Source organism: Pusillimonas noertemannii, from assembly GCF_003096595.1.
Classification (GTDB): Bacteria; Pseudomonadota; Gammaproteobacteria; order Burkholderiales; family Burkholderiaceae_B; genus Pusillimonas; species Pusillimonas noertemannii.
Map to the genome: position 1 here is coordinate 664,210 of NZ_QEKO01000002.1, position 19,148 is coordinate 683,357.

General features: G+C 60.6%; 14 protein-coding genes. 9 read left to right on the forward strand and 5 right to left on the reverse strand.

Translation table 11 applies throughout. The annotated features are described in order from the left end of the window. The first annotated feature begins 19 nt into the window (after positions 1-19). From C7440_RS10275 to C7440_RS10310, 8 genes are all read left to right on the forward strand, one after another. On the forward strand, positions 20-1,492 hold the full coding sequence (locus tag C7440_RS10275) for an aldehyde dehydrogenase family protein (protein WP_017524451.1): 1,473 nt from the start codon (positions 20-22) through the stop codon (positions 1,490-1,492). Between the two features lie 9 nt (positions 1,493-1,501). Next, positions 1,502-3,118 (forward strand): GMC family oxidoreductase, encoded by a 1,617-nt coding sequence (locus C7440_RS10280; protein WP_017524452.1) that lies wholly within the window; start codon positions 1,502-1,504, stop codon positions 3,116-3,118. Positions 3,119-3,162: 44 nt separating this feature from the next. Beyond that, entirely contained in the window at positions 3,163-5,241 is a 2,079-nt protein-coding gene (locus tag C7440_RS10285; protein WP_017524453.1) for a hydantoinase/oxoprolinase family protein, read from the forward strand. Positions 5,242-5,254: 13 nt separating this feature from the next. Then, positions 5,255-7,393 (forward strand): hydantoinase B/oxoprolinase family protein, encoded by a 2,139-nt coding sequence (locus C7440_RS10290; protein ID WP_116518427.1) that lies wholly within the window; start codon positions 5,255-5,257, stop codon positions 7,391-7,393. Positions 7,394-7,444: 51 nt separating this feature from the next. Beyond that, the gene (locus C7440_RS10295; protein WP_116518428.1) at positions 7,445-8,500 is read left to right on the forward strand and encodes a sugar ABC transporter substrate-binding protein; all 1,056 of its coding nucleotides are present in this window, start codon (positions 7,445-7,447) and stop codon (positions 8,498-8,500) included. Beyond that, positions 8,485-10,035 (forward strand): sugar ABC transporter ATP-binding protein, encoded by a 1,551-nt coding sequence (locus C7440_RS10300; RefSeq protein ID WP_165832529.1) that lies wholly within the window; start codon positions 8,485-8,487, stop codon positions 10,033-10,035. Before C7440_RS10295 ends, C7440_RS10300 begins: the two co-directional genes overlap by 16 nt. Beyond that, the gene (locus tag C7440_RS10305; RefSeq protein ID WP_116518430.1) at positions 10,032-11,054 is read left to right on the forward strand and encodes an ABC transporter permease; all 1,023 of its coding nucleotides are present in this window, start codon (positions 10,032-10,034) and stop codon (positions 11,052-11,054) included. The genes C7440_RS10300 and C7440_RS10305 overlap by 4 nt, the downstream gene beginning before the upstream one ends. 71 nt (positions 11,055-11,125) lie before the next feature. After that, complete coding sequence (locus C7440_RS10310) at positions 11,126-11,833, forward strand: class II aldolase/adducin family protein (RefSeq protein ID WP_116518431.1); 708 nt, start codon at positions 11,126-11,128, stop codon at positions 11,831-11,833. Between the two features lie 115 nt (positions 11,834-11,948). Here the strand turns inward: C7440_RS10310 and C7440_RS10315 are convergent, their stop codons facing one another. The 4 genes from C7440_RS10315 to C7440_RS10330 form a co-directional block, all read right to left on the reverse strand. After that, on the reverse strand, positions 11,949-13,262 hold the full coding sequence (locus tag C7440_RS10315) for a TRAP transporter large permease (protein WP_116518432.1): 1,314 nt from the start codon (positions 13,260-13,262) through the stop codon (positions 11,949-11,951). Beyond that, positions 13,262-13,795, reverse strand: coding sequence for a TRAP transporter small permease (locus tag C7440_RS10320; RefSeq protein WP_165832530.1), 534 nt, complete (start codon positions 13,793-13,795; stop codon positions 13,262-13,264). The genes C7440_RS10315 and C7440_RS10320 overlap by 1 nt, the downstream gene beginning before the upstream one ends. A 21-nt stretch (positions 13,796-13,816) precedes the next feature. Further along, positions 13,817-14,791, reverse strand: a complete 975-nt coding sequence (gene dctP, locus C7440_RS10325) for a TRAP transporter substrate-binding protein DctP (protein ID WP_165832531.1) — start codon at positions 14,789-14,791, stop codon at positions 13,817-13,819. 242 nt (positions 14,792-15,033) lie between these two features. After that, positions 15,034-15,588, reverse strand: coding sequence for an NADPH-dependent FMN reductase (locus tag C7440_RS10330; protein ID WP_116518435.1), 555 nt, complete (start codon positions 15,586-15,588; stop codon positions 15,034-15,036). A 234-nt stretch (positions 15,589-15,822) separates the two neighbouring features. On the opposite strand from C7440_RS10330, the gene C7440_RS10335 reads away from it, so the two are divergent. Then, positions 15,823-17,277 (forward strand): MFS transporter, encoded by a 1,455-nt coding sequence (locus C7440_RS10335; RefSeq protein WP_116518436.1) that lies wholly within the window; start codon positions 15,823-15,825, stop codon positions 17,275-17,277. A gap of 117 nt (positions 17,278-17,394) precedes the next feature. Here C7440_RS10335 and C7440_RS10340 read toward each other — a convergent pair whose 3' ends face one another. Beyond that, positions 17,395-18,930 (reverse strand): GGDEF domain-containing protein, encoded by a 1,536-nt coding sequence (locus C7440_RS10340; RefSeq protein WP_116518437.1) that lies wholly within the window; start codon positions 18,928-18,930, stop codon positions 17,395-17,397. Positions 18,931-19,148 lie beyond the last annotated feature (218 nt).

A 19,148-nucleotide genomic window follows, 5' to 3' on the forward strand; every position in this document is an offset into this window, starting at 1 on the left:
TGCACGGAGAGCATTTCCAATGCGAACGCATCAAATCCCATCAGGACTGCTGCCCAGCCACCGGGCCCTTTACTATGGCGGCGGTTGGCACAAGCCTATCCGCGGCCTCTATGCGGAAACCATCAATCCCGCCTATAACGAAGCGATCTGTGAGGTTCCGGTGGCCAGCAGCGAAGACGTCGATGCTGCCGTACAAGCAGCACATCAGGCGTTTTCGGCATGGGCGGCAACCACGCCGACAGCCCGGGGACGACTCTTGCGTCAGGCAGCCGATGTCTTGCGCCAGCACGCCCAGGAGCTTGCTCTGCTCGACTCCTTGAACAACGGCAACCCAGTATCGATCCTGGCTCATGATGCCAATTTCGCCGCGGATGGAATTGACTACTTCGCCGGCCTGGCAACCGAGATAAAGGGCCAGACCATCCCCATGGGCGACCAGAACCTGAACTACACGATACGCGAGCCATTGGGAGTAGTCGCCCGAATCGTCGCCTATAACCATCCGTTGATGTTCGCCGCACTGCGCATCGCGGCACCGTTGGCGGCAGGCAATACCGTGGTGGTCAAGTCTCCGGACCAAGCCCCACTGTCCATCCTTCGGCTGGCGGAACTGATCGGCGGTATTTTTCCTCCGGGCGTCGTGAATTTTTTGTGCGGAACTCGGGAATGCGGCGAAGCGCTTACCCAACATCCGCTCGTACGCAAAATTACCTTGATTGGCGGCGTTCCTACAGGCAAGGCCGTGATGAAGAATGCCGCCGACGATCTGAAGCCCGTGCTGCTGGAACTTGGAGGAAAGAACGCGCTGGTGGCGTACCCAGACGCCGACCGGGAAAAACTGGTGCAGGGCATAGTCAATGGAATGAACTTCACATGGTCGGGACAAAGCTGTGGGTCGACCAGTCGGGTGTTTCTGCACGAATCCATCCACGATGACGTCTTGGCCGATGTGGCCGCGCTGCTCGCAAGCAAACACAAACCGGGCATCCCGACCGACCCGGAGACGACGATGGGCTCACTTGTCAGCGCCGCCCAACTCGAGAAGGTCCAGGGCTTCGTCCGTACTGCTCTGGACGAAGGTGCCCGGCTGGTGACGGGGGGCAAGCAGCCGGACAACGCCAATCTGAAAGACGGCTTCTTCTTCGAACCCACGATCTTCGCCGATGTGGATGCTTCCATGCACCTGGCCCGCGAAGAGGTGTTCGGACCCATCCTTTCGGTATTCAAGTGGAACGACGAAGAACAATTATGGCGCGACGTGAACGCGGTGAAGTTTGGCCTTACCGGTTCAATCTGGACGACAAGCCTGGCCACTGCCCACCGGGCGGCGCGCAGGATTGAAACAGGCTATGTGTGGATCAACAACACCAGCCAGCATTTCATGGGAGCGCCGTTTGGCGGAATCAAGAACTCCGGCATCGGAAGGGAAGAATGCTTCGAAGAGCTGTTGGAGTTCACGTATACAAAGAACGTCAATCTCAAGCTCGACTGAGCGCAGCCCATGGACTATGACTACATCATTGTGGGGGCAGGCTCCGCCGGCTGCACGGTTGCATATCGCCTGGGGGCCGACGCCACGTCCCGAATCCTGGTGCTCGAAGCGGGCGGGTCGGACCGGTCTCCCGTCATCCAGATCCCCCTTACCTGGGGCCTGATACTGAAAAATCGGCTTTTTGACTGGAATTATTTCACTGAACAGGAACCCGGATTCGATCAAAGACGTATTGAATGCGCTCGCGGCAAGGTCATTGGGGGAAGCTCATCCATCAATGGAATGGCGTATGGCCGGGGGGCCAGGCAAGACTATGATCATTGGGCTTACGACTTGGGCCTGACAGGCTGGTCGTACGACGATGTACTGCCGTACTTCAAGCGAAGCGAGAGCTGGGAAGAAGGCGCGAGTGCACTGCGCGGTGGTGAGGGCCCCCTTGTCGTGAAGCGCCTGCATTACCAGGACTCTCTGGTCGATGCGTTTCTGCAAGCCACACAGCAAGCAGGGTATCCGCTCAACAGTGACTATAACGGCGCCTCGGTCGAAGGCTTCGGGCCGATGCAGGCCACCATCCGCAAAGGGCGGCGCTGGAGTGCCGCATCCGCCTATCTTCGTCCCGCGGTCGCACGCGGAAACGTCACGGTAAGAACCGGTTCCACCGTCAGCCGGGTGATCCTGGACGGTCAAAAAGCAATTGGGGTCGAAATACTGCGAGAGGGCAAAACCGAAAAGATATTCGCGGCTCGCGAGGTCATCCTGGCGGGGGGCGTCATCAACTCGCCCCAATTGCTGATGCTGTCGGGAATCGGCGATCCCGCCCAGCTCCAAGAGCATGGCATACCCGTCCAGGCGAACCTGCCCGGGGTCGGACGAAATCTGCACGACCACATCGTCTGCGATCTCAAGTGGCGCCGTACTTCGCCAGGGCCGCTGCATCGCGTCATGCGGCTGGACCGTATTGGGATGGACGTGCTGCGCACTTGGCTCTTTGGCACAGGTCTTTCCGGCGCCATCCCCGCCGCCGCGGTCGGGCTGGTCCGCAGCCAGCCAGAGCTGGATCTTCCCGACACGCAATTGATATTGGCGGCCGCCCCCATGACGGCCGGCCCTTATCTCAAGCCCTTCATTCAACCCTACGTCGACGCATTCGGAATCAAGGGCGTCTACCTGACTCCGGAAAGCCGCGGGCACGTACAGCTGGCAAGCCCTGACCCGAGAGCTCCGGTTCGGATCCAACAGAACTTTCTCGCCACCGAAAGCGACCGCCGCGCGGTGCGCGAAATGGTAAAGCGCATGCGCGAGATCGGAGCCCAGCCGCCGCTACGTCCATACATCGCCGAAGAGCTCGCTCCGGGGCCCGCAGTATGCCGCGACGAGGAGGTCGATTCATTCATCCGGCGCACCGCCATCACCCTGCATCATCCCGTCGGCACCTGCAAGATGGCAAGGGCCGACGACCCCATGGCGGTGCTGGATGAGCAAATGCGAGTACGCGGCATCGACCAGTTGCGGGTGGTCGACGGCTCGGCCATACCCAGGACGGTGCGCGCAGCCACCAACGGCCCGATCATCATGATGGCCGAGAAAGCCGCCGACCTGATTCTAGGCAAGAAAACCAAACTGTAGAGCGCCCGCCAACGACCGGTAGCGCGCTCAGAGGAGGAGACACCATGTATTTGGGAATTGATATCGGCGGCACCTTTACCGATCTGGTATTGATGGACGCCAATGGACACGTTACAACAACGAAAGCGCCCACCACGCCTGGCGAGCTGCAGAAGGGCCTCTTCGAGGCCATAGATCTGGCAGCGGCATCGGTCGGACTGACCAGGCAGGAACTGCTGGCCAAAGTCGTAACGTTCGGGCACGGCACCACGCAAGCGACGAATGCGCTGATCGAACGCGACGGCGCCTCGACAGGGCTGATCACCACGATGGGATTCGGCGACACGCTGGCCCTGCAACGCCTGAAGGGTTTCACTGCGGGCGTTCCGAGCGAGCAACTGGGCTGGTACAGCAAGCGCCGGCATCCCGAACCGATCGTTCCGAGACACTTGATCGAAGAGGTCCGGGAACGCGTCGATCATGCGGGCCGGGTGATTCTGCCCCTGGATGAAGACGGGGTGAGGGAAAGCATCGCAAGGCTGCTGGCCCGAAAAGTGGAGACTTTTGCCGTCTCTCTGCTTTGGTCCTTCAGGCATCCCCGGCATGAACAGCGCATCCGCGAACTCATTCATGAGCAGGCGCCCGATGCATACGTGAGCCTCTCATGCGAAGTAGCGCCGGTCATGGGCGAGTACGAACGGACCGCAACGACCGCGCTGAACAGCTATCTCGCCGTCAAGGTCGTCTCATACCTCGGCAAAATCGAAGCCCTCCTTCGCGAGCATGCTTTCCGGGGCAACTTCTTCATATTGAACAGCGCAGGCGGCGTCATGCCCTCTACCGAGGCCGGCCAGAAGCCCGTCGCCCTGGTGACCAGCGGGCCGACAGGGGGAGTCATGGGCTCATTGGAACTGGCCCTGGCCATGGGCCATGAAAACGTCATCACGACCGACATGGGAGGAACCAGCTTCGATGTGGCTATGATAGTCAATGGCGTTCCCGTGGAGTCGGTCAATCATGAAGCGGCCGGCTTCCACCTGTGTTCGCCGATGATCGATATCAGGGCGATCGGCGCGGGCGGGGGATCAATCGCCCGGGTCAACGACGGACTGCTGCAAGTAGGCCCCGAAAGCGCGAGCGCCAGACCCGGACCGGTCTGCTATGGCCGCGGCGGAAAATTAGTAACCACCACGGACGCGGACGTCGTGCTGGGCATCATTGATCCCGATAATTTTTTGGGCGGGCGCATGAAGCTCGACCGGGAGGCCGCCGCCAAAGCCATCGAGGAACAAATTGCGAAGCCGCTGGGTCTGTCGATTCAAGAGGCCGCAGCCGGCATACGAAGAATCGTTGACGATCACATGGCCGACACCTTACGAGAGGTGACGATAGGAAGAGGCCATGATCCGCGCGACTTCGTCTTGTTCGCCTATGGCGGCGCGGGTCCCGTACATTGCGCGGGCTTCGGCGCGGAACTCGGGGTCCGGAAGATCATCGTCCCCGCGACCAGCATGGCTCACTCCGCCTATGGCGCGTTGGCGTCCGACATCTATAAATCGGTGGAACTGAGTGAACCGATGCCTTGCGCAAGCTCGTCCGCCGAGCGCATCGACGCAATCTTCAATGAGCTCGAGCGCGAGGCTTGCACGGGAATACTCCGTGCGGGCATCAAGGAAGAGGACACGGAAGTCGTCCGAAGCGCGGGCATGCTTTATCACCGGCAGGTGAATGACCTTTCAATCACGTTCCCCTCCGGAACGGTCGACGCGAACATGATCAGTACGGTGACGCGGAAGTTCGAAGATGCCTATGAACGTGCCTATGGCGAGGGGTCTGGTTTCAGCGACGCAAGAATCGACCTCAGCGTTTTCCGCGTCAAAGCAATAGGCAGGACACGCAAGCCTGACCTGGCCGCCCAGCCCGTCACCGGGCTCCCCATGCCGAAGCTGAGGGAAATCTACGAGCCACGCCAGGACAAGGCCGTATCGGCTCAAATCTGGCAATGGCTGACCCTGCCGGTCGGGCATGAAGTCATAGGCCCCGCCGTCATCGAGCATCCGGAAACAGCGGTGTTCGTCGGGGCCGGACAACGAGCCTCCCTCGACGAAGCGGGCAATCTCGCCATCGAATCCGTGACGGCCTAACAAGGAGCGCAACATGAAGCCCTCAACCATCGACCCGATCACCTTCGAGGTCATCCGCAACAAGCTGCAGGCCATTACAGAAGAACAGGCGCTTACGCTGAAGGCCGTCTCGGGCTCGCCCGTCGTCACCGAGGCCAGCGACTTCAATAATGGGCTGTATCTTCCCGACGGATCTATCGTGACCATGGGCCCGCAAGTGATTTTCCATACGGGAACGATGAGCACGGTCATCAAAAGCATCCTCGCCGACTTCAAGCCCGAAGACATACGGGAAGGCGATATGTTCATTCTCAACGATCCGTACAAGGGCGCGATTCACCAGCCTGATGTATCGATCGTTGCCCCCATCTTCCACGAAGGCCGGCATGTCGCCTGGGCGGGATCCTGCTCGCACCAGCTCGACATGGGCGGCATGCGCTTCGGGAGCTGGGGCATAGGCGCCACGGAGATCCAGCAAGAGGCTGTCCTGATTCCGGGCGTCCGCATCGTCGAAAGAGGCGTGCTACGCGATGATCTGTGGCGGATGATCATGGGCATGACCCGCCTTCCCAACCTGCTTGGCCTCGATCTGAAAGCCATGATCGCCGCCAACAATGTGGCCGCCAGGCGTCTGAAGGAGCTGCTGACCCGCTACGGCGCCGAAACCGTGGAGCAGGTCATGCACGATGAAATAGACTTCAGCGAAAGGCGGCTGCGTGAACGTCTCAAGACGATACCCGACGGGGTATACCGTGCCCGCGACTATCTCGAACATGACGGCCACACCAATACGCTCTATGAGGTGGTCCTGTCCATCACGAAGCAAGGTGATTCGTTGCTTTTCGACATGGAGGGTACGTCGGAGCAGGCCCCGGGTTTCATCAACTGCACCATGAGCGGGCTCAGGGGTGCACTCTTCACCGGCGTGCTGCCCATTCTTGCCCACGACATCCGCTGGAACGAGGGTGTGATGCGGCCCATCACCATAAAGGCCGAGGAAGGGCTCTTGTGCAACGCCAAGCGTCCCGCCCCGACCTCGTCGGGAACAATTTCCGCCGCATGGGTAGTCCAGAATGTCGCGGTAGCGGCCTTGTCGCGCATTGTGGCCCATGCTCCACACCTGATCCAGGAGGGACAAGCGGTAACCAAAGGCCACATGATGGTCATGACGCTGGCCGGCCGGGGGCGGGACGGAGAGCCATTCGGCACCTTCCTTCTCGACTCGACGGCCGGGGGCGGCGGCGCCTACATAGACCACGACGGCCTGGACGGATCGGGCGACTATGTCGTGCCAAGGCCCACCATTGCCAACGTCGAGGCCAATGAGGCCCACGGGCCCTACCTGTACTTGTACCGTTCGTTCATTCCCGACACCGGCGGACCGGGCGAGCAACGGGGCGGTGCGGGGGTGGGTCTGGCAGTGACTCCCTACGATACGGATGGCCTGCATGCGATGATGCTCGGCCATGGCGTCGAGGTACCCAATGCCATCGGCCTGTTCGGCGGCATGCCCGGGGGCTGCGGCAAGAACCTCCTGCGCCGCAACGCCGGCGATATTGCAGAGCTCGTCCACGCCTATACAGAAACCGAAGCATTGATGCGCGACGAAGGGGTGGAGCATATCGGCGCCAAGCCCGGCAACATGTCTCTGGCTGCCGGAGATGTTCTGGCGTATACCTTCCAGGGCGGCGGTGGCTATGGCGATCCGCTTCTGCGCGACCCCGGCAAGGTGCTTGCGGACGTCCTCAAGGGCCTGGTCAGCAAGGACGCCGCCGAAATGCACTATGGCGTCGTGATCACCAGCGAAGAGGTCGATGCGGCCGCCACCGCGGCCAGGCGGGAGACACTTCGTAGAGCACGGCTGGGGGGGACGGCCCCCGTCAAACCCATCCTGAAAGCCCAGGGCAAGAAGCCGATTCCCCCTATTTCCACGCACGGAACCAGCCGCTTCAGCTGCCGCTGCGGATGCGATCTGGGGCCCGCCGACCGAAACTGGAAAGACGCGGCCCACGGCAGGGCTGTTCCGGCGCAAGAGGCGGGCAAACACATAACGCTGCACGCCGATCTCGAGCTGCGGGCGTTCAATTGTCCCGAGTGCGCAACCCTACTCGAACTGGAAGTTCTGCGCCGCGGCAGCACCCCTCTTCACAATGTCGCGCTGACCCCGTCATAGCGAACTGCCGCGGGCCGTAATCCGCATTCTTTCAACCAAGGGAGACAAATCATGAAAATTATAAATATCGCGGCCTCGGCACTACTGGCGGCCGGGCTGAGCCATTATCATGCATTCGCACAGCCAGCCGCCCAGGCGGTGCAGGCCGCGAAACAACCACTGTCCCAGTGGCAAAAGCCTCCGTCGGCGCCTCCCGCGCAAGAGGGCAAGACGGTATATGTCGTTACCTGCACATCGCAAGGAATAGGATGCGTACGCGCCGCCAATGGCGTCAAGGAAGCGGGTGAACTTCTCGGCTGGAGCGTGCGTGTTGTCGACGGGAAAGGCGACCCCGGAACATGGAACGGCGCCATCCAGTCGGCGATCGCCGCCGGCGCGGACGGCATCGTCATCGATGCGGTGCCGCCCATGCTGGTTGGCGACGCCCTGTCAAAGGCCGCAAACGCGAAGATTCCCGTCGTTTCCATCTTCAACCCCGTGCCAGACGCCGACAGCTCTGTGTTTGCATTCGTACGGCCGGAACACAAGCGACAAGGGCAATTGTTAGCTCAATGGATTATCGATGACTCCGGGGGACAAGCCAGAATACTTCTTGTCGAAGATAGGCAGTTCCCCGAACTTGCCGAAAGAGTGGCTGGATTCAAGGCGGAAATCGCGAAATGCGCCAAATGCGAGATCGTCGGAAACATCGAGTCGACTATTGGAACCATGGCCCAGCGGCTGGCCAGCGCCGTCGCCACGGAGCTCACCCGCCGCCCGGCAGTGGACTATATCGCCGCTCCCTTCGACTCCAACGCCTTCTTTGTCATTGAGGGAGTACGCCAAGCGGGTCTGAAGGGCAAGGTGAAAGTCGCGGGCTATGAAGGTGATCCGCAAGCCTTCGAAGCAATTCGCAATGGAGCGCAGGCAGTGACGGTTGCGAACCCGGCGGAATGGATGGGCTGGCAGGCCGTCGACGAGCTGAATCGGGCATTCAACGGCGCAAAGGCGGTAAACATGCCGATTCCGTCCCGCTTGATCGACGCAGGCAACGTGCCTGATACCAAGGGATGGACAGGAGACGTGGATTACAAAGCGCGGTACGAGGCATTATGGAAACGCCGCTAAAGGCGCGCACGCCCGAAACTTCCACAAGTGTATTGCGCACCTGCGGATTGACGAAACATTATGGCGCCGCAGTTGCGCTCGCAGGCGTCGATTTCAACGTGCAGGCAGGCGAAATACATGCGTTGCTTGGAGAGAACGGCGCTGGCAAGTCGACACTGATCAAAACGCTGGCCGGCCTGGTCAAGCCCGATTCGGGGGAAATATTCATCGCAGACCAAAGCTGGAGCAACGGCATGATGCCACAAGATGCCGCCGCTTCGGGTCTGCGCTTCGTCCACCAGGACCTTGCCCTCGTGGACAGCCTGAGCGTCGCCGACAATATCGCACTGGAAACAGGCTATGCCAGGGGACGATGGGGGTTTATCGACCACAAGGTCACGATCACCCAAGTACGTGGCCGGCTGGCTGTGCTGGGCAGCTTTCTAGACCCCGAAAAACAGGTCGGCGACCTGAGCCAGGCCGAGAAAGTGATCGTGGCCATGGCCCGCGCATTGCGGGAAGGAACGCGGGTGCTCGTGCTGGACGAGGTAACGGCCAGCCTGCCAGCCCCCGAGGCGCAACGCCTGCACCAAGTAATCCGAAAGACTCGAGACACAGGCGTCTCGGTGGTCTTCGTCTCTCATCGCATCGACGAGGTTCTTTCACTGTGCGACCGGGCGACGGTGCTGGCCGACGGCAAGCATGTCGCCTGTGCGAGCCTAAGCGATGTAAACCGGTCCCAGATCATACGTTGGATCGTGGGCCGTGAGCCTGCTCAGGCAACCCGTCCAACGGCGCCTAAGAATACGGCTTCTCCTCGCGTGTCCGTGAAGGGACTCTGGGGCCCAGGCGTCGGCAGCCCGTTGGACTTCTCTGTTATGCCCGGCGAGATTGTGGCTATTACGGGCCTGGTCGGCTCGGGCTATGAGGCCGTGGCGCGCTGGCTGGCGGGCCTGGACCAGCCGTCTGGCGGCTCGCTCGGCCTGAGCGGCGCCGATCTGCCTTTTGGCCGGCCCCATGTCTTGCGCACGGCGGGATTTCAAGCGATCAGCGGGCACAGGTCTGAAAGCGCTTTTCAAACACTCTCCGTTCGCGAAAACATGTTCCCCACTCGCATGGCCGGACGGGCCGGAAGCCTTGACGCGGAGCGAAAGCGTGCCGCGCAACAGGCTCAACACTATGGTGTCAGACCCCCGAGGTCAAGCGAGCTTCCTCTCAGTGCTCTTTCGGGCGGCAACCAGCAGAAAGTCCTGTTCGCCAGGGCGTTGGACGCCGGCCCGAAAGCACTGCTTATGATCGACCCCACCGCCGGTGTCGACATTGGCGCGCGCGAAGAGCTTTACGCATTGCTGCGGCGAGAAACCGGACGTGGGCTTGCTGTCGTGCTCGCATCCAGCGATTTTGAAGAGATCGAATGCCTGGCTGACCGGGCCCTGGTACTTGCGCAAGGCCGCTTAGCCTCAGTCCTGGAGCACGGCGACATCGACCAGGCGCGTCTCGTGTACGAAGCGCTCGGCGCGGCTCATGCGCATGAGCATAAGGAGACACAGCAATGAGCGTTATACAGGGCAAGAAAACCGACCAATTTCCTTCAACCCATAAGCCGCCTCCTCCGCTGCTCGGCAAGCTGCTCTCGCATTATGGGCTGGTCCTCGTTCTTTTCATCGTGGTGGTGCTATTCGGCCTTTTGCGCCCCGACACTTTCTTCAGTGTAGCGAATGCACGTATGATCGCGTCCACCAATGCCGTGCTGGCGATATTGGCTTTGGCCGCCATTGCTCCCCTGGTGGCCGGACAATTCGACCTTTCCATAGGTTTTACGCTTTCATTGGCGCAATCACTGGCAACCGGCCTGATCCTGATGCAAGGCCTGGACCCCATGCTCGCCATCTTCGTTGCGCTGTCGGCCGGCCTGCTCATCGGCCTCCTTAACGGCCTGCTCGTCGCTTATGCGGGCCTTAACGCCTTCATCACGACCCTGGCCACCGGCATACTCATCCAGGGATTCACTCAATGGTATACGAACGGGGAGTCCATCTTCGGGAATTTGCCAAGCTGGTTCTTGGCGATCGGCCGCTCTGAACTGAACGGCATCCCCTTGCCGTTGATCTATGTCATCGTCATTGCAACCGCCTTATGGCTGGCTTACGAACGCACTTCCTGGGGCCGAAGAAGCCTGGCCACCGGCGGTAACGAACGCGCAGCGCTTTTCAGCGGAGTGAATGTCCGCCGCATAACCTTGTCCAGTTTCGGGCTGGCGGGCTTTTTATCCGCGCTGGCTGGCGTCCTCTCCGCGACCATACTGGGCTCCGCCAATCCCAACGTCGGCGGCAACTATCTCCTGTCGGCCTTTGCCGCGGTCTTCCTGGGTGCGACTTGCATCCGCCCAGGTCGCTTCAACGCTCCGGGCACCGTCATCGCCGTCTATACCCTGGCCATAGGCATCGCCGGCCTTCAGCAGATGGGCGCCAGCTTCTACGTAGAACAGCTCTTCAACGGCGCAGCGCTGCTGGCTGCGCTGGGACTTGCGAAATGGTCAATTTTGCGACGCGCCACCAAGGCGTCGAAAAGCTAAAGATACGGGCTCCTCTCCTGATTCGAAAGGGGCCACCCTGTTTTCCCACTACACTTACTTTAGGAAGAGGAATGAACACAGAACTTCTCAAAGAATTGGCAATCGCCAATCGGATCCTGTTCAATGAAGGCGTGCTGGACGGTTTCGGCCACATCAGTGTGCGGAACCCCGAAGACAGCACCCGGTTTTTCATCGCGCGCACCATGGCGCCCGCTCTTGTCACGCCGGACGATATCGTCGAAGTGGATCTGGACGGCGTGGTGCACGACTCGCAAGGCCGAAAGACGTATACCGAACGCTACATCCACAGCGAAATATACAGGGCCCGCCCCGATGTCCACGCGATAGTTCATAGCCACTCTCCATCCGTGATTCCTTTTGGTGTGACCGGATACCAACTGCGTCCCATATGCCACATGAGCGGCTTCCTGGGCGCCACCACGCCCGTGTATGAAATCCGTGATTTCATTGGCGAGACATCGGACCTGCTCGTTCGCAGCCAGAAGCTCGGCCGGACCCTGGCCGACACGCTTGGAAAAGCCACCGTAGCCCTGATGCGGGGCCACGGCAGCGTCGCGGTGGGGGAATCGATAAAGCAGGCCGTGTACCGCGCCATCTACACGGAAAACAACGCACGCCTGCAGCTGCAGGCCGCGCCGCTTGGCAACATTAACTTCTTGACCGAGGGCGAAGCGCAGGCTACGTCCGCCATGAACGACGAGCACCTCGATCGCCCGTGGCAACTGTGGAAGCGCCGCGCTCTGGAGGCCTCACAATAATTCTGCCCGGCTGCTCGAGGTGTGCAGCATCCAGAACGGCGGCGCCCGGCATAGGTAAAAACCTGTGCCGGGCGCTTTTCTTATATCCCAAACCTTGTTGCTTGATGTGCTCTATCTAATCCATGAGGCCTGGCAAGAATGTCACCAGCATGGGCTCCGCAATCAACAGAGCGGCCACGGCAAACGCCACGGTGATGAAAGGTAGCGACGCCCGCACCACCTGGGACAATGTGGTGCCTTTGGGCGCCACGCCCACCAGTACAAACAGGCCCATCCCGAAAGGCGGGGTCGCCAGGCCGATCTCCAGCATCAGCAAAAACAGGATCGCCAGCCAGACAGCGTCAAATCCCAGGCTCGCCCCCAAGGGGAAGAATATCGGCACCACCAGCATGATGATCGATACCGATTCCATGAGCATTCCAAGCACCAGGACGATGAGCAGCATGCCGATCAGAATCCAGAGCGGGCTGACCTGCAGCGAAGTGGCCCATCCGATCAGGCCGCTCGAAGCCCCCGACAGCGCCAGCATCTGGCTGAAGGCGGATGCCCCGACGATAATCAAGAACACCATGCCGGTCACGCGCACAGTGCCTTGTACCGATTTACGTATGCTTGCCCACGTCAGGGCGCGAAACGCCAGAGCCAATATCACCACACCCAATACTCCGAAGGCCGCCGCCTCGGACGGCGTTGCGATCCCCAGAATAATAAAGCCCACGACCATGAAGATCACTCCACCCATGGGCAAGATGTTCGTCATGAACAAGCGGAACTTCTCCGCGCCAGAAGGTACGTCAATATCGTATCGTGGCGCAGCATCGGGGTTGCGCCATATGGTCACGGCAATTACCAGCACATAGGCCAGCGCGAGCAGCAGTCCCGGGATGATCCCCGCGATGAGAAGACGGCCAATGTCGATCTGGGCGATGCTGCCCAGCAAAACGCCGAGAGTCGACGGAGGGATCATGATGGCCAACCCGCCGGTCGCGATGATCGACCCCATCGACAATACGGATGCATACCTTCGGCGTGTCATTTCGGGCAGCAGCGTTGAGCCCAACATGGCAATGTTCGCGATGCTCGATCCAGACAGCGCCGCGAATAGGGTGCCTCCGCCTACGGTCAGATACGACAAGCGCCCCGGAATGCGGCCGAGTATCTTGTCGATGGCGTCAAATACCCGCAGCGCAATGCCCGTGTGAAAGAAGAGCTCGCCCATCAGCAGAAAAAGCGGCACGGGCACCAGTGTGAACGTCGTCACCGACGTCGTCGCATTGGCCACCAGCTGCATCATCGCCACATCGCCCCCGATGAACACCAGGGCGCCGACCATATTGGCTGCCAGAAAGGCGAATGCAACGGGCATACGCATGCCCATCAGGAACAGGATGACGCCTACCAGAATAAGGCCTGCAATATACCAGTCCATTATGTCGCCCCCGGCTCGACAGGGCCTTTTTCATACATGTCCTCGCGGCGCAGTATGAAACGGCCAAACTCGGTCGCGCACAAGGTGAACCCCACCGCCAGCACAGCGTACAGGAACCATCGCGGCAAGATGATAGAGCGGATGTCGACCTCGGCCCTTGCTGCGGAGTCGAGCGCCATCACAATGGAAAACCAGGCCATGACGGCGCAGATGCCGACGCAAAGCAACACGACAAGCACCGCCAATCGGCGCTGGAAGCGCGGCCCTGTGAACGACTCTATGAATTCCACCCAGACGTGGCGCCGCTCGCGAATAAGCAATGGAGCGGCGCCCATGGTTGCGACCAGCATGGCATATTCTGAAAGCGCGCTCGTCCAAGATGGGGAAGCCAGGCCCAGATTACGCATCAGGACGTCCACGATAATCGCCAGGAAAGTGGCCACCAGCACCAAGCCCGCCAATCCGGCCATCGCAAAGACCGCAATGTCGTTTGCCCTTGCCAGGCCGCATAAAAAAAGTCGAACTGCTTTCATGTTCATATCCAGGCAGTCGGATCATTCTTTATAGAGCTTGGACTTCAGCATCTCCACATTACTCGGGTCGCGACTTGCAAGCCGGTCCCACACCAAGTCATGTGCAATCTTGAGGTGCAGCGCGGGATTGTCCACCTCGACTGTCTGAATTCCAGACTGCTCGAGAATCTTCGTTTCCCTGTCGCGTATGGCGGCAAAATCCCGCTGGGTGGCTTTCTCATGCTCGATCGCAGCCTTTTCAATGACCTGCTTCGCTTCAGGAGACAGGCCATCCCACTTCCGGCCATTCATGATGATCACCAGATCCAGCTGCCAAACCGGAGGGGCAACCCGATATTTCAGGAACTTGTGCACGCCGATGTCGGTGAAGCTGATCGCCGGCCAGCCCAAGCCGCGCACCACGCCGCGCTCCATGGCTGTGAACATCTCGGAGGTCTGCAGCATGACGTTGTTTCCGCCCAGCGCCTCAAACCACTCGCGATAAGCAGGCGTAGAGCGCAGTTGTATCCCGGTCAGGTCAAGCACCCCCTTGCCGGACATTTTGGGCGGATCGGTAAGATACACATAGAACGGAATGCCGCCGCTTTGCCATCCAATGAATTGCGCATTGAGTTTCTTGCGCCAGATGTCGTTGAGCAGCTCTACCGCACCGTCTTCCCGAGCCTGTACCGGCCCCACGTTTGCACCGAACAAGGCATCGGCCTCGGGCACAATCCCGTTGTAGTAAGAGGCTGGCCCCATTTGCATGTCAAATACACCATTACGCAGCGCCGTGTCTTGCTGCTGCGGCGGAATAACCTCCGGCCCGCCTACAAACTGGATCTTGACCACGCCTTCTCCGGCCCGGTTGACACGATCGATGAACGCCTGGAATTGCTTCGTGAATTCTAGGTTCGGGGGAAAAGCCGAGATCGCCCGCAAAGTCACGGGCTCGGCGAACGCCGACGATGAAAACATCACGGCACATGCCGACAAAGCAAGCAGGAACTTGCGCATGACTTGTCTCCTCTTATAAAAATAATGCCGATTCGCCACCGGCTTGAGGGACATTCTAGTTAAGGCGCAACGTAATTAATAATATATATTTCAGACGTAAATAATAGCCAAGTGGCTATGGTTTAAGTTCAAATATGCCTGACGTCGGGGACTCCTTCTGCACGGGCCCTCCTTAAGGCCGGACGCGACTGAACGGCAAAGCGCCAGGCCCGAGCCTGGCGCTTGCGTGGCAGCGAGCCAATCTAGACTTTCGCGTGCCGCTCTACAAAAGCGGCAAAGGCATTGACCCACTTCTGCAGGAATTCACGGCTGCCGGCGCCGATGTCGCCGTTGTCGTCAAAAAGCCCGTCTTTTACCTGGATGAAGGCCTCGGGCTGTCCCATGGTGGGCATGTCGAGATAGGCCAGCACGTTGCGCAAATGCTGCTGGGAAAGGGCCGTGCCTATGCTTCCGATCGAGGCGCCGATCACCCCGGCCGGCTTGCCCGCCCAGGCGCTTTGGCCATAGGGTCGTGAGGCATGATCGATGGCATTCTTGAGCACGCCGGGCATGGAACGGTTGTATTCGGGCGTAACGAACAGCACTGCATCGGCCGCAGCAATCTCGGATTTCAGTCGCTTGACGGCTTCGGCCTGGTTGCCGTCGTCATCCTGGTTGTACAGAGGAAGGTCGTCGATGCGCAGCTTGCTGAAGGTAAAGTTCGAAGGGGCCAGGCGGCTGAGTCCCTCGGCCAGGCGAGCGTTGAACGACTCTTTGCGTATGCTGCCAACGACCACTGCAATTTTGAATTGACTCATTGTTTGCCTCGTAAAACTGGTTGAAGGGTGCCCAAGCCAGTGTAGTCAACGGCCCCGCCAGTGCACAAGCCAATTCTCCAGACCACTCAACAGCAGCGAGATTCGCGCTAAGCGGCCCGCACCCTTTGTAAAATGCCGTCCCGGTCTTTCGCGCATAATGACGCTATATGGAAAGCCGCAACGCCCCGCAACACCGCCCGCCGCATTCCCATCGATGAATCGAGGTGTAAACCTGTGACCGCCAATAAGAAAAACGCTCCCTTCAAGCCCGATCCGGCGCGCTGGCGTATCCTGATCGTCCTGCTGGTGGCGCTGTTCATGTCGCTGGTCGGGGTCAGCATCGTCAACGTCGCCCTGCCCTCCATACAGCACGGGCTGCATGCCTCGCAGTCGGACATCCAGTGGGTGCTTTCAGGCTATGCGCTTACCTTTGGCGTCGTCCTGGTCAGCTCGGGCCGTGCGGGCGACATCATGGGCCGCGGCGGGCTCTTTCTGATCGGAACGCTCGTTTTTACCTTGTCCTCGGTGGCGGCCGGCCTGGCCTCCGACGCCACCTGGCTCAATGCCGCGCGCTTCGTTCAGGGGTTGGGTTCCGGCCTGCTCAGTCCGCAGGGCATAGGCATGATCCAGCAGTATTTCCGAGGCGCCGAAAGGGGCCGGGCATTCGGCTATCTGGGCACGGTGGTAGGTTTCTCGGTAGCGGTGGGGCCTGTGTTCGGCGGCCTGCTCATCCAGCTGGGCGGCGCCGACCTGGGCTGGCGGCTTACCTTTCTTATCAATGTTCCCGTGGGGCTTGCCACCATTGTCCTGGGCTTGCTCTGGTTCCCGCGTCCGTTTTTTTTCCAAGGCGACGGCGAGGGGCAAGCGGCAAGGCCGGGCGGCAGCCTGCTGCGCTCGCTCGACCCCGTCGGCGCAACCCTGCTTGGCCTGGCCGTGCTTGCGGTGCTGTTTCCCTTCATGGAATCGCGCACGGCTCCCATTACCTGGCTGCTGCTGCCGGCAGGCCTGATACTGGCCTACGTCTGGGTCAAATGGGAACGCCGCTACGCCCGCCTGGGCGGCAGCCCCATGGTCGACCTGAACATCTTTTCTATTTCCAGCTTTACCAACGGAACCCTGATCATGACCCTGTACTTTCTGGGCATGACCAGTGTCTGGGTGCTCGTGGCGCTGTACGTGCAGCTGGGCACGGGCAGAAGCGCTCTGGAAGCGGGGCTGTTCGGCGTGCCCGCGGCCCTGCTTTCGGCCTACACGGCCGACTGGGCCGGCAAGCGGGTCATGCGCTATGGGCGCCGCATCGTCATCGGCGGCATCCTGCTGGCCCTGCTTGGCCTGGGGTCCAGCATGCTCATCGCCCTTCTGCAAGACAAGGGCCTGGTCAATATATGGTGGCTGGTGGCCACGCTGTCGTTCATCGGGCTGGCCCAAGGCCTGGTCATCAGCCCGAACCAGGCGCTGACGCTGGCCGACGTGCCCCTGTCGTACGCCGGAAGCTCCGGCGCCATCATGCAGACCGGCCAGCGCATGGGCACTTCAATAGGCATTGCCGTCATTACGGCCGCGACCTTCGCCACGCTCGAGGCCACGACGTCATGGGCCATCGCCGTGATGGTGGGCTTTGGCGTGGTGGCCCTTGTGGTGCTGCTGGCCCTGGCGGTGGCCATCAAAGACCTGCGCGACCGCGGCTAGAACAACGCCGAGACACGGCGCCGGCTCTTTGCCCGATCGGCACCGAAGGCGTCGCGTCGGCGCGTGACGAAATCGGGCAGCGCTTACACCGAGCCGCGCTTACGTATCGCGCATCTCTTATTGTGCATCCGGCTCATGCACAGTGATCTGTCCCCGTCCGTTCGACTTGGTCCTGTACAGCGCATCGTCGGCCGCCTCCAGCAGCGCTGCCGGGTTGCCGAACGACGCGGCGCCCGGCACGAGCGCCGCGATGCCGGCCGAGAAAGTAACGTGCGAATCGGCATTGGCGCCCGCCAGGCACGGCTTGTCGCGCACCCTGGACAGCATGCCCTCCAGCACGGCGCGAGCGTCGGCCAGTCCGGTGTCGGGCAGCAGCACGATGAATTCTTCGCCGCCATAGCGGGCCACCGTATCGGTTGGCCGTGCCGCGGACAATATGCGCTGTGCGACGGTTACCAGAACCTGGTCGCCCGTGGCATGGCCAAAGGTGTCGTTGATGGACTTGAACCGGTCCACGTCGATGTAGGCCAGGCATAAAGGCGATTGCTCGCGCATCGCCTTGTCAAATTCCAGTTCGAGCTGATGCTGCAGATAGGTCCGGTTATATAGGCCGGTAAGGGCATCGCGCCGCGTTTGCGTCTCGAGCGTGGCAATACGCTGCTCGAGCGCCTGTATCTGCACACTGGCCTCCGCCGATGCCCTGGACAAGCGCAGGTTGTTCAGGGCCAGCAGTTCGCGCGCGCTATCTTGTATGCCTTGCAAAATGCCCGGATCAAGCAGTTCGGATTCGAACAGCGCCTCCATCTCGGGCATTTCGTCGCGCATCTTGGCGATGATGTTCTGGTATTGTCCGGGGCTGATGCCCAGGTAGTGCCGCACCGATCGATAGGCGGCGTTGAACGAGGCGTCGGTTGCCCCCTGGATCCAGGCATCCGCGATGTGGGCGGCGGCCGCGACGCATGCAGAAAGCTGCACAATGCCAGCGCCGCCTTCGCCGCCTGCCTGGGTTGCCGCATGGCTGCGCAGCACACATTCGTGAAATCGCTCGGGCAGGCGCCAATACTTGAGCAACTGGGCTCCCGCCTGCGCATGGTCGAAGCCGTAGCTTTGCACCTCTTGCTTCAGCAGTGCCGCGTGGCCGGCGCCCTGTTTGTAGAGCGCGATGTAGGCGTCGCCCAGCATGGAAGCCATGGCCAGCACGCCGATGTCCTGCAGCAGCCCCGCCAGCAGAAAATCTTCGGGCTGCCGCTCGCGCAGTTCGGTAGCGATGGTTCTGGCCGCCAGGGCTGTCAGCAAAGAGCGCGACCAGTAATCCGTATCGTCAAGCGCCCCGCCCTGCCCGGACGTAAGGCCGCGCAAGGAAAAACTGAGCGACAGTGAAATGGTGGCGTTCAGGCCCATCAGGCCGATGGCTTCCGACAGGCTCGCCACCTTGCGCCTGAAGCCGTAGAAGGAAGAATTCGCGGTGCGCAGCAGCTTGCCGACCAAGGCGGGATCAAACGACACCCGCTGGGCGAATTCATCGAGTGTCGCGGTGCTGTCCTCAGCCAGCTCTATCAGCTGCAATGCAACGGCGGGCAGCGTGGGCAGGCTCTTGCAGTACTTCAATTGCGTAAGAAACTGTGCGGCGCTGGCCTGCGGAATGCTCGCCATGATGTGACCCCTTCGTCTTATCCGCTCGGCCCGGCCCGAAGCCTTTGATGTTCAGCCTGTTCACGCACGGCGGCCCTGTGACAAGATAATACCGGAATAGCGAGTCAGCCTTGCCTTGCAAGCCTGAGCCCTGCCCTTGCAAGGCTAACTTCACTCCATTTGTATTGCAAATTTCCCATATTTCGATATTTTGGTAAAAATATAATGTACAATTTATC

Bases quoted from the DNA above. Each gene is read 5' to 3' on its own strand.
- C7440_RS10275 (WP_017524451.1), top strand. From the start codon at position 20: ATGCGAACGCATCAAATCCCATCAGGACTGCTGCCCAGCCACCGGGCC.
- C7440_RS10280 (WP_017524452.1), top strand. From the start codon at position 1,502: ATGGACTATGACTACATCATTGTGGGGGCAGGCTCCGCCGGCTGCACG.
- C7440_RS10285 (WP_017524453.1), top strand. From the start codon at position 3,163: ATGTATTTGGGAATTGATATCGGCGGCACCTTTACCGATCTGGTATTG.
- C7440_RS10290 (WP_116518427.1), top strand. From the start codon at position 5,255: ATGAAGCCCTCAACCATCGACCCGATCACCTTCGAGGTCATCCGCAAC.
- C7440_RS10295 (WP_116518428.1), top strand. From the start codon at position 7,445: ATGAAAATTATAAATATCGCGGCCTCGGCACTACTGGCGGCCGGGCTG.
- C7440_RS10300 (WP_165832529.1), top strand. From the start codon at position 8,485: ATGGAAACGCCGCTAAAGGCGCGCACGCCCGAAACTTCCACAAGTGTA.
- C7440_RS10305 (WP_116518430.1), top strand. From the start codon at position 10,032: ATGAGCGTTATACAGGGCAAGAAAACCGACCAATTTCCTTCAACCCAT.
- C7440_RS10310 (WP_116518431.1), top strand. From the start codon at position 11,126: ATGAACACAGAACTTCTCAAAGAATTGGCAATCGCCAATCGGATCCTG.
- C7440_RS10315 (WP_116518432.1), bottom strand. From the start codon at position 13,262: ATGGACTGGTATATTGCAGGCCTTATTCTGGTAGGCGTCATCCTGTTC.
- C7440_RS10320 (WP_165832530.1), bottom strand. From the start codon at position 13,795: ATGAAAGCAGTTCGACTTTTTTTATGCGGCCTGGCAAGGGCAAACGAC.
- dctP (WP_165832531.1), bottom strand. From the start codon at position 14,791: ATGCGCAAGTTCCTGCTTGCTTTGTCGGCATGTGCCGTGATGTTTTCA.
- C7440_RS10330 (WP_116518435.1), bottom strand. From the start codon at position 15,588: ATGAGTCAATTCAAAATTGCAGTGGTCGTTGGCAGCATACGCAAAGAG.
- C7440_RS10340 (WP_116518437.1), bottom strand. From the start codon at position 18,930: ATGGCGAGCATTCCGCAGGCCAGCGCCGCACAGTTTCTTACGCAATTG.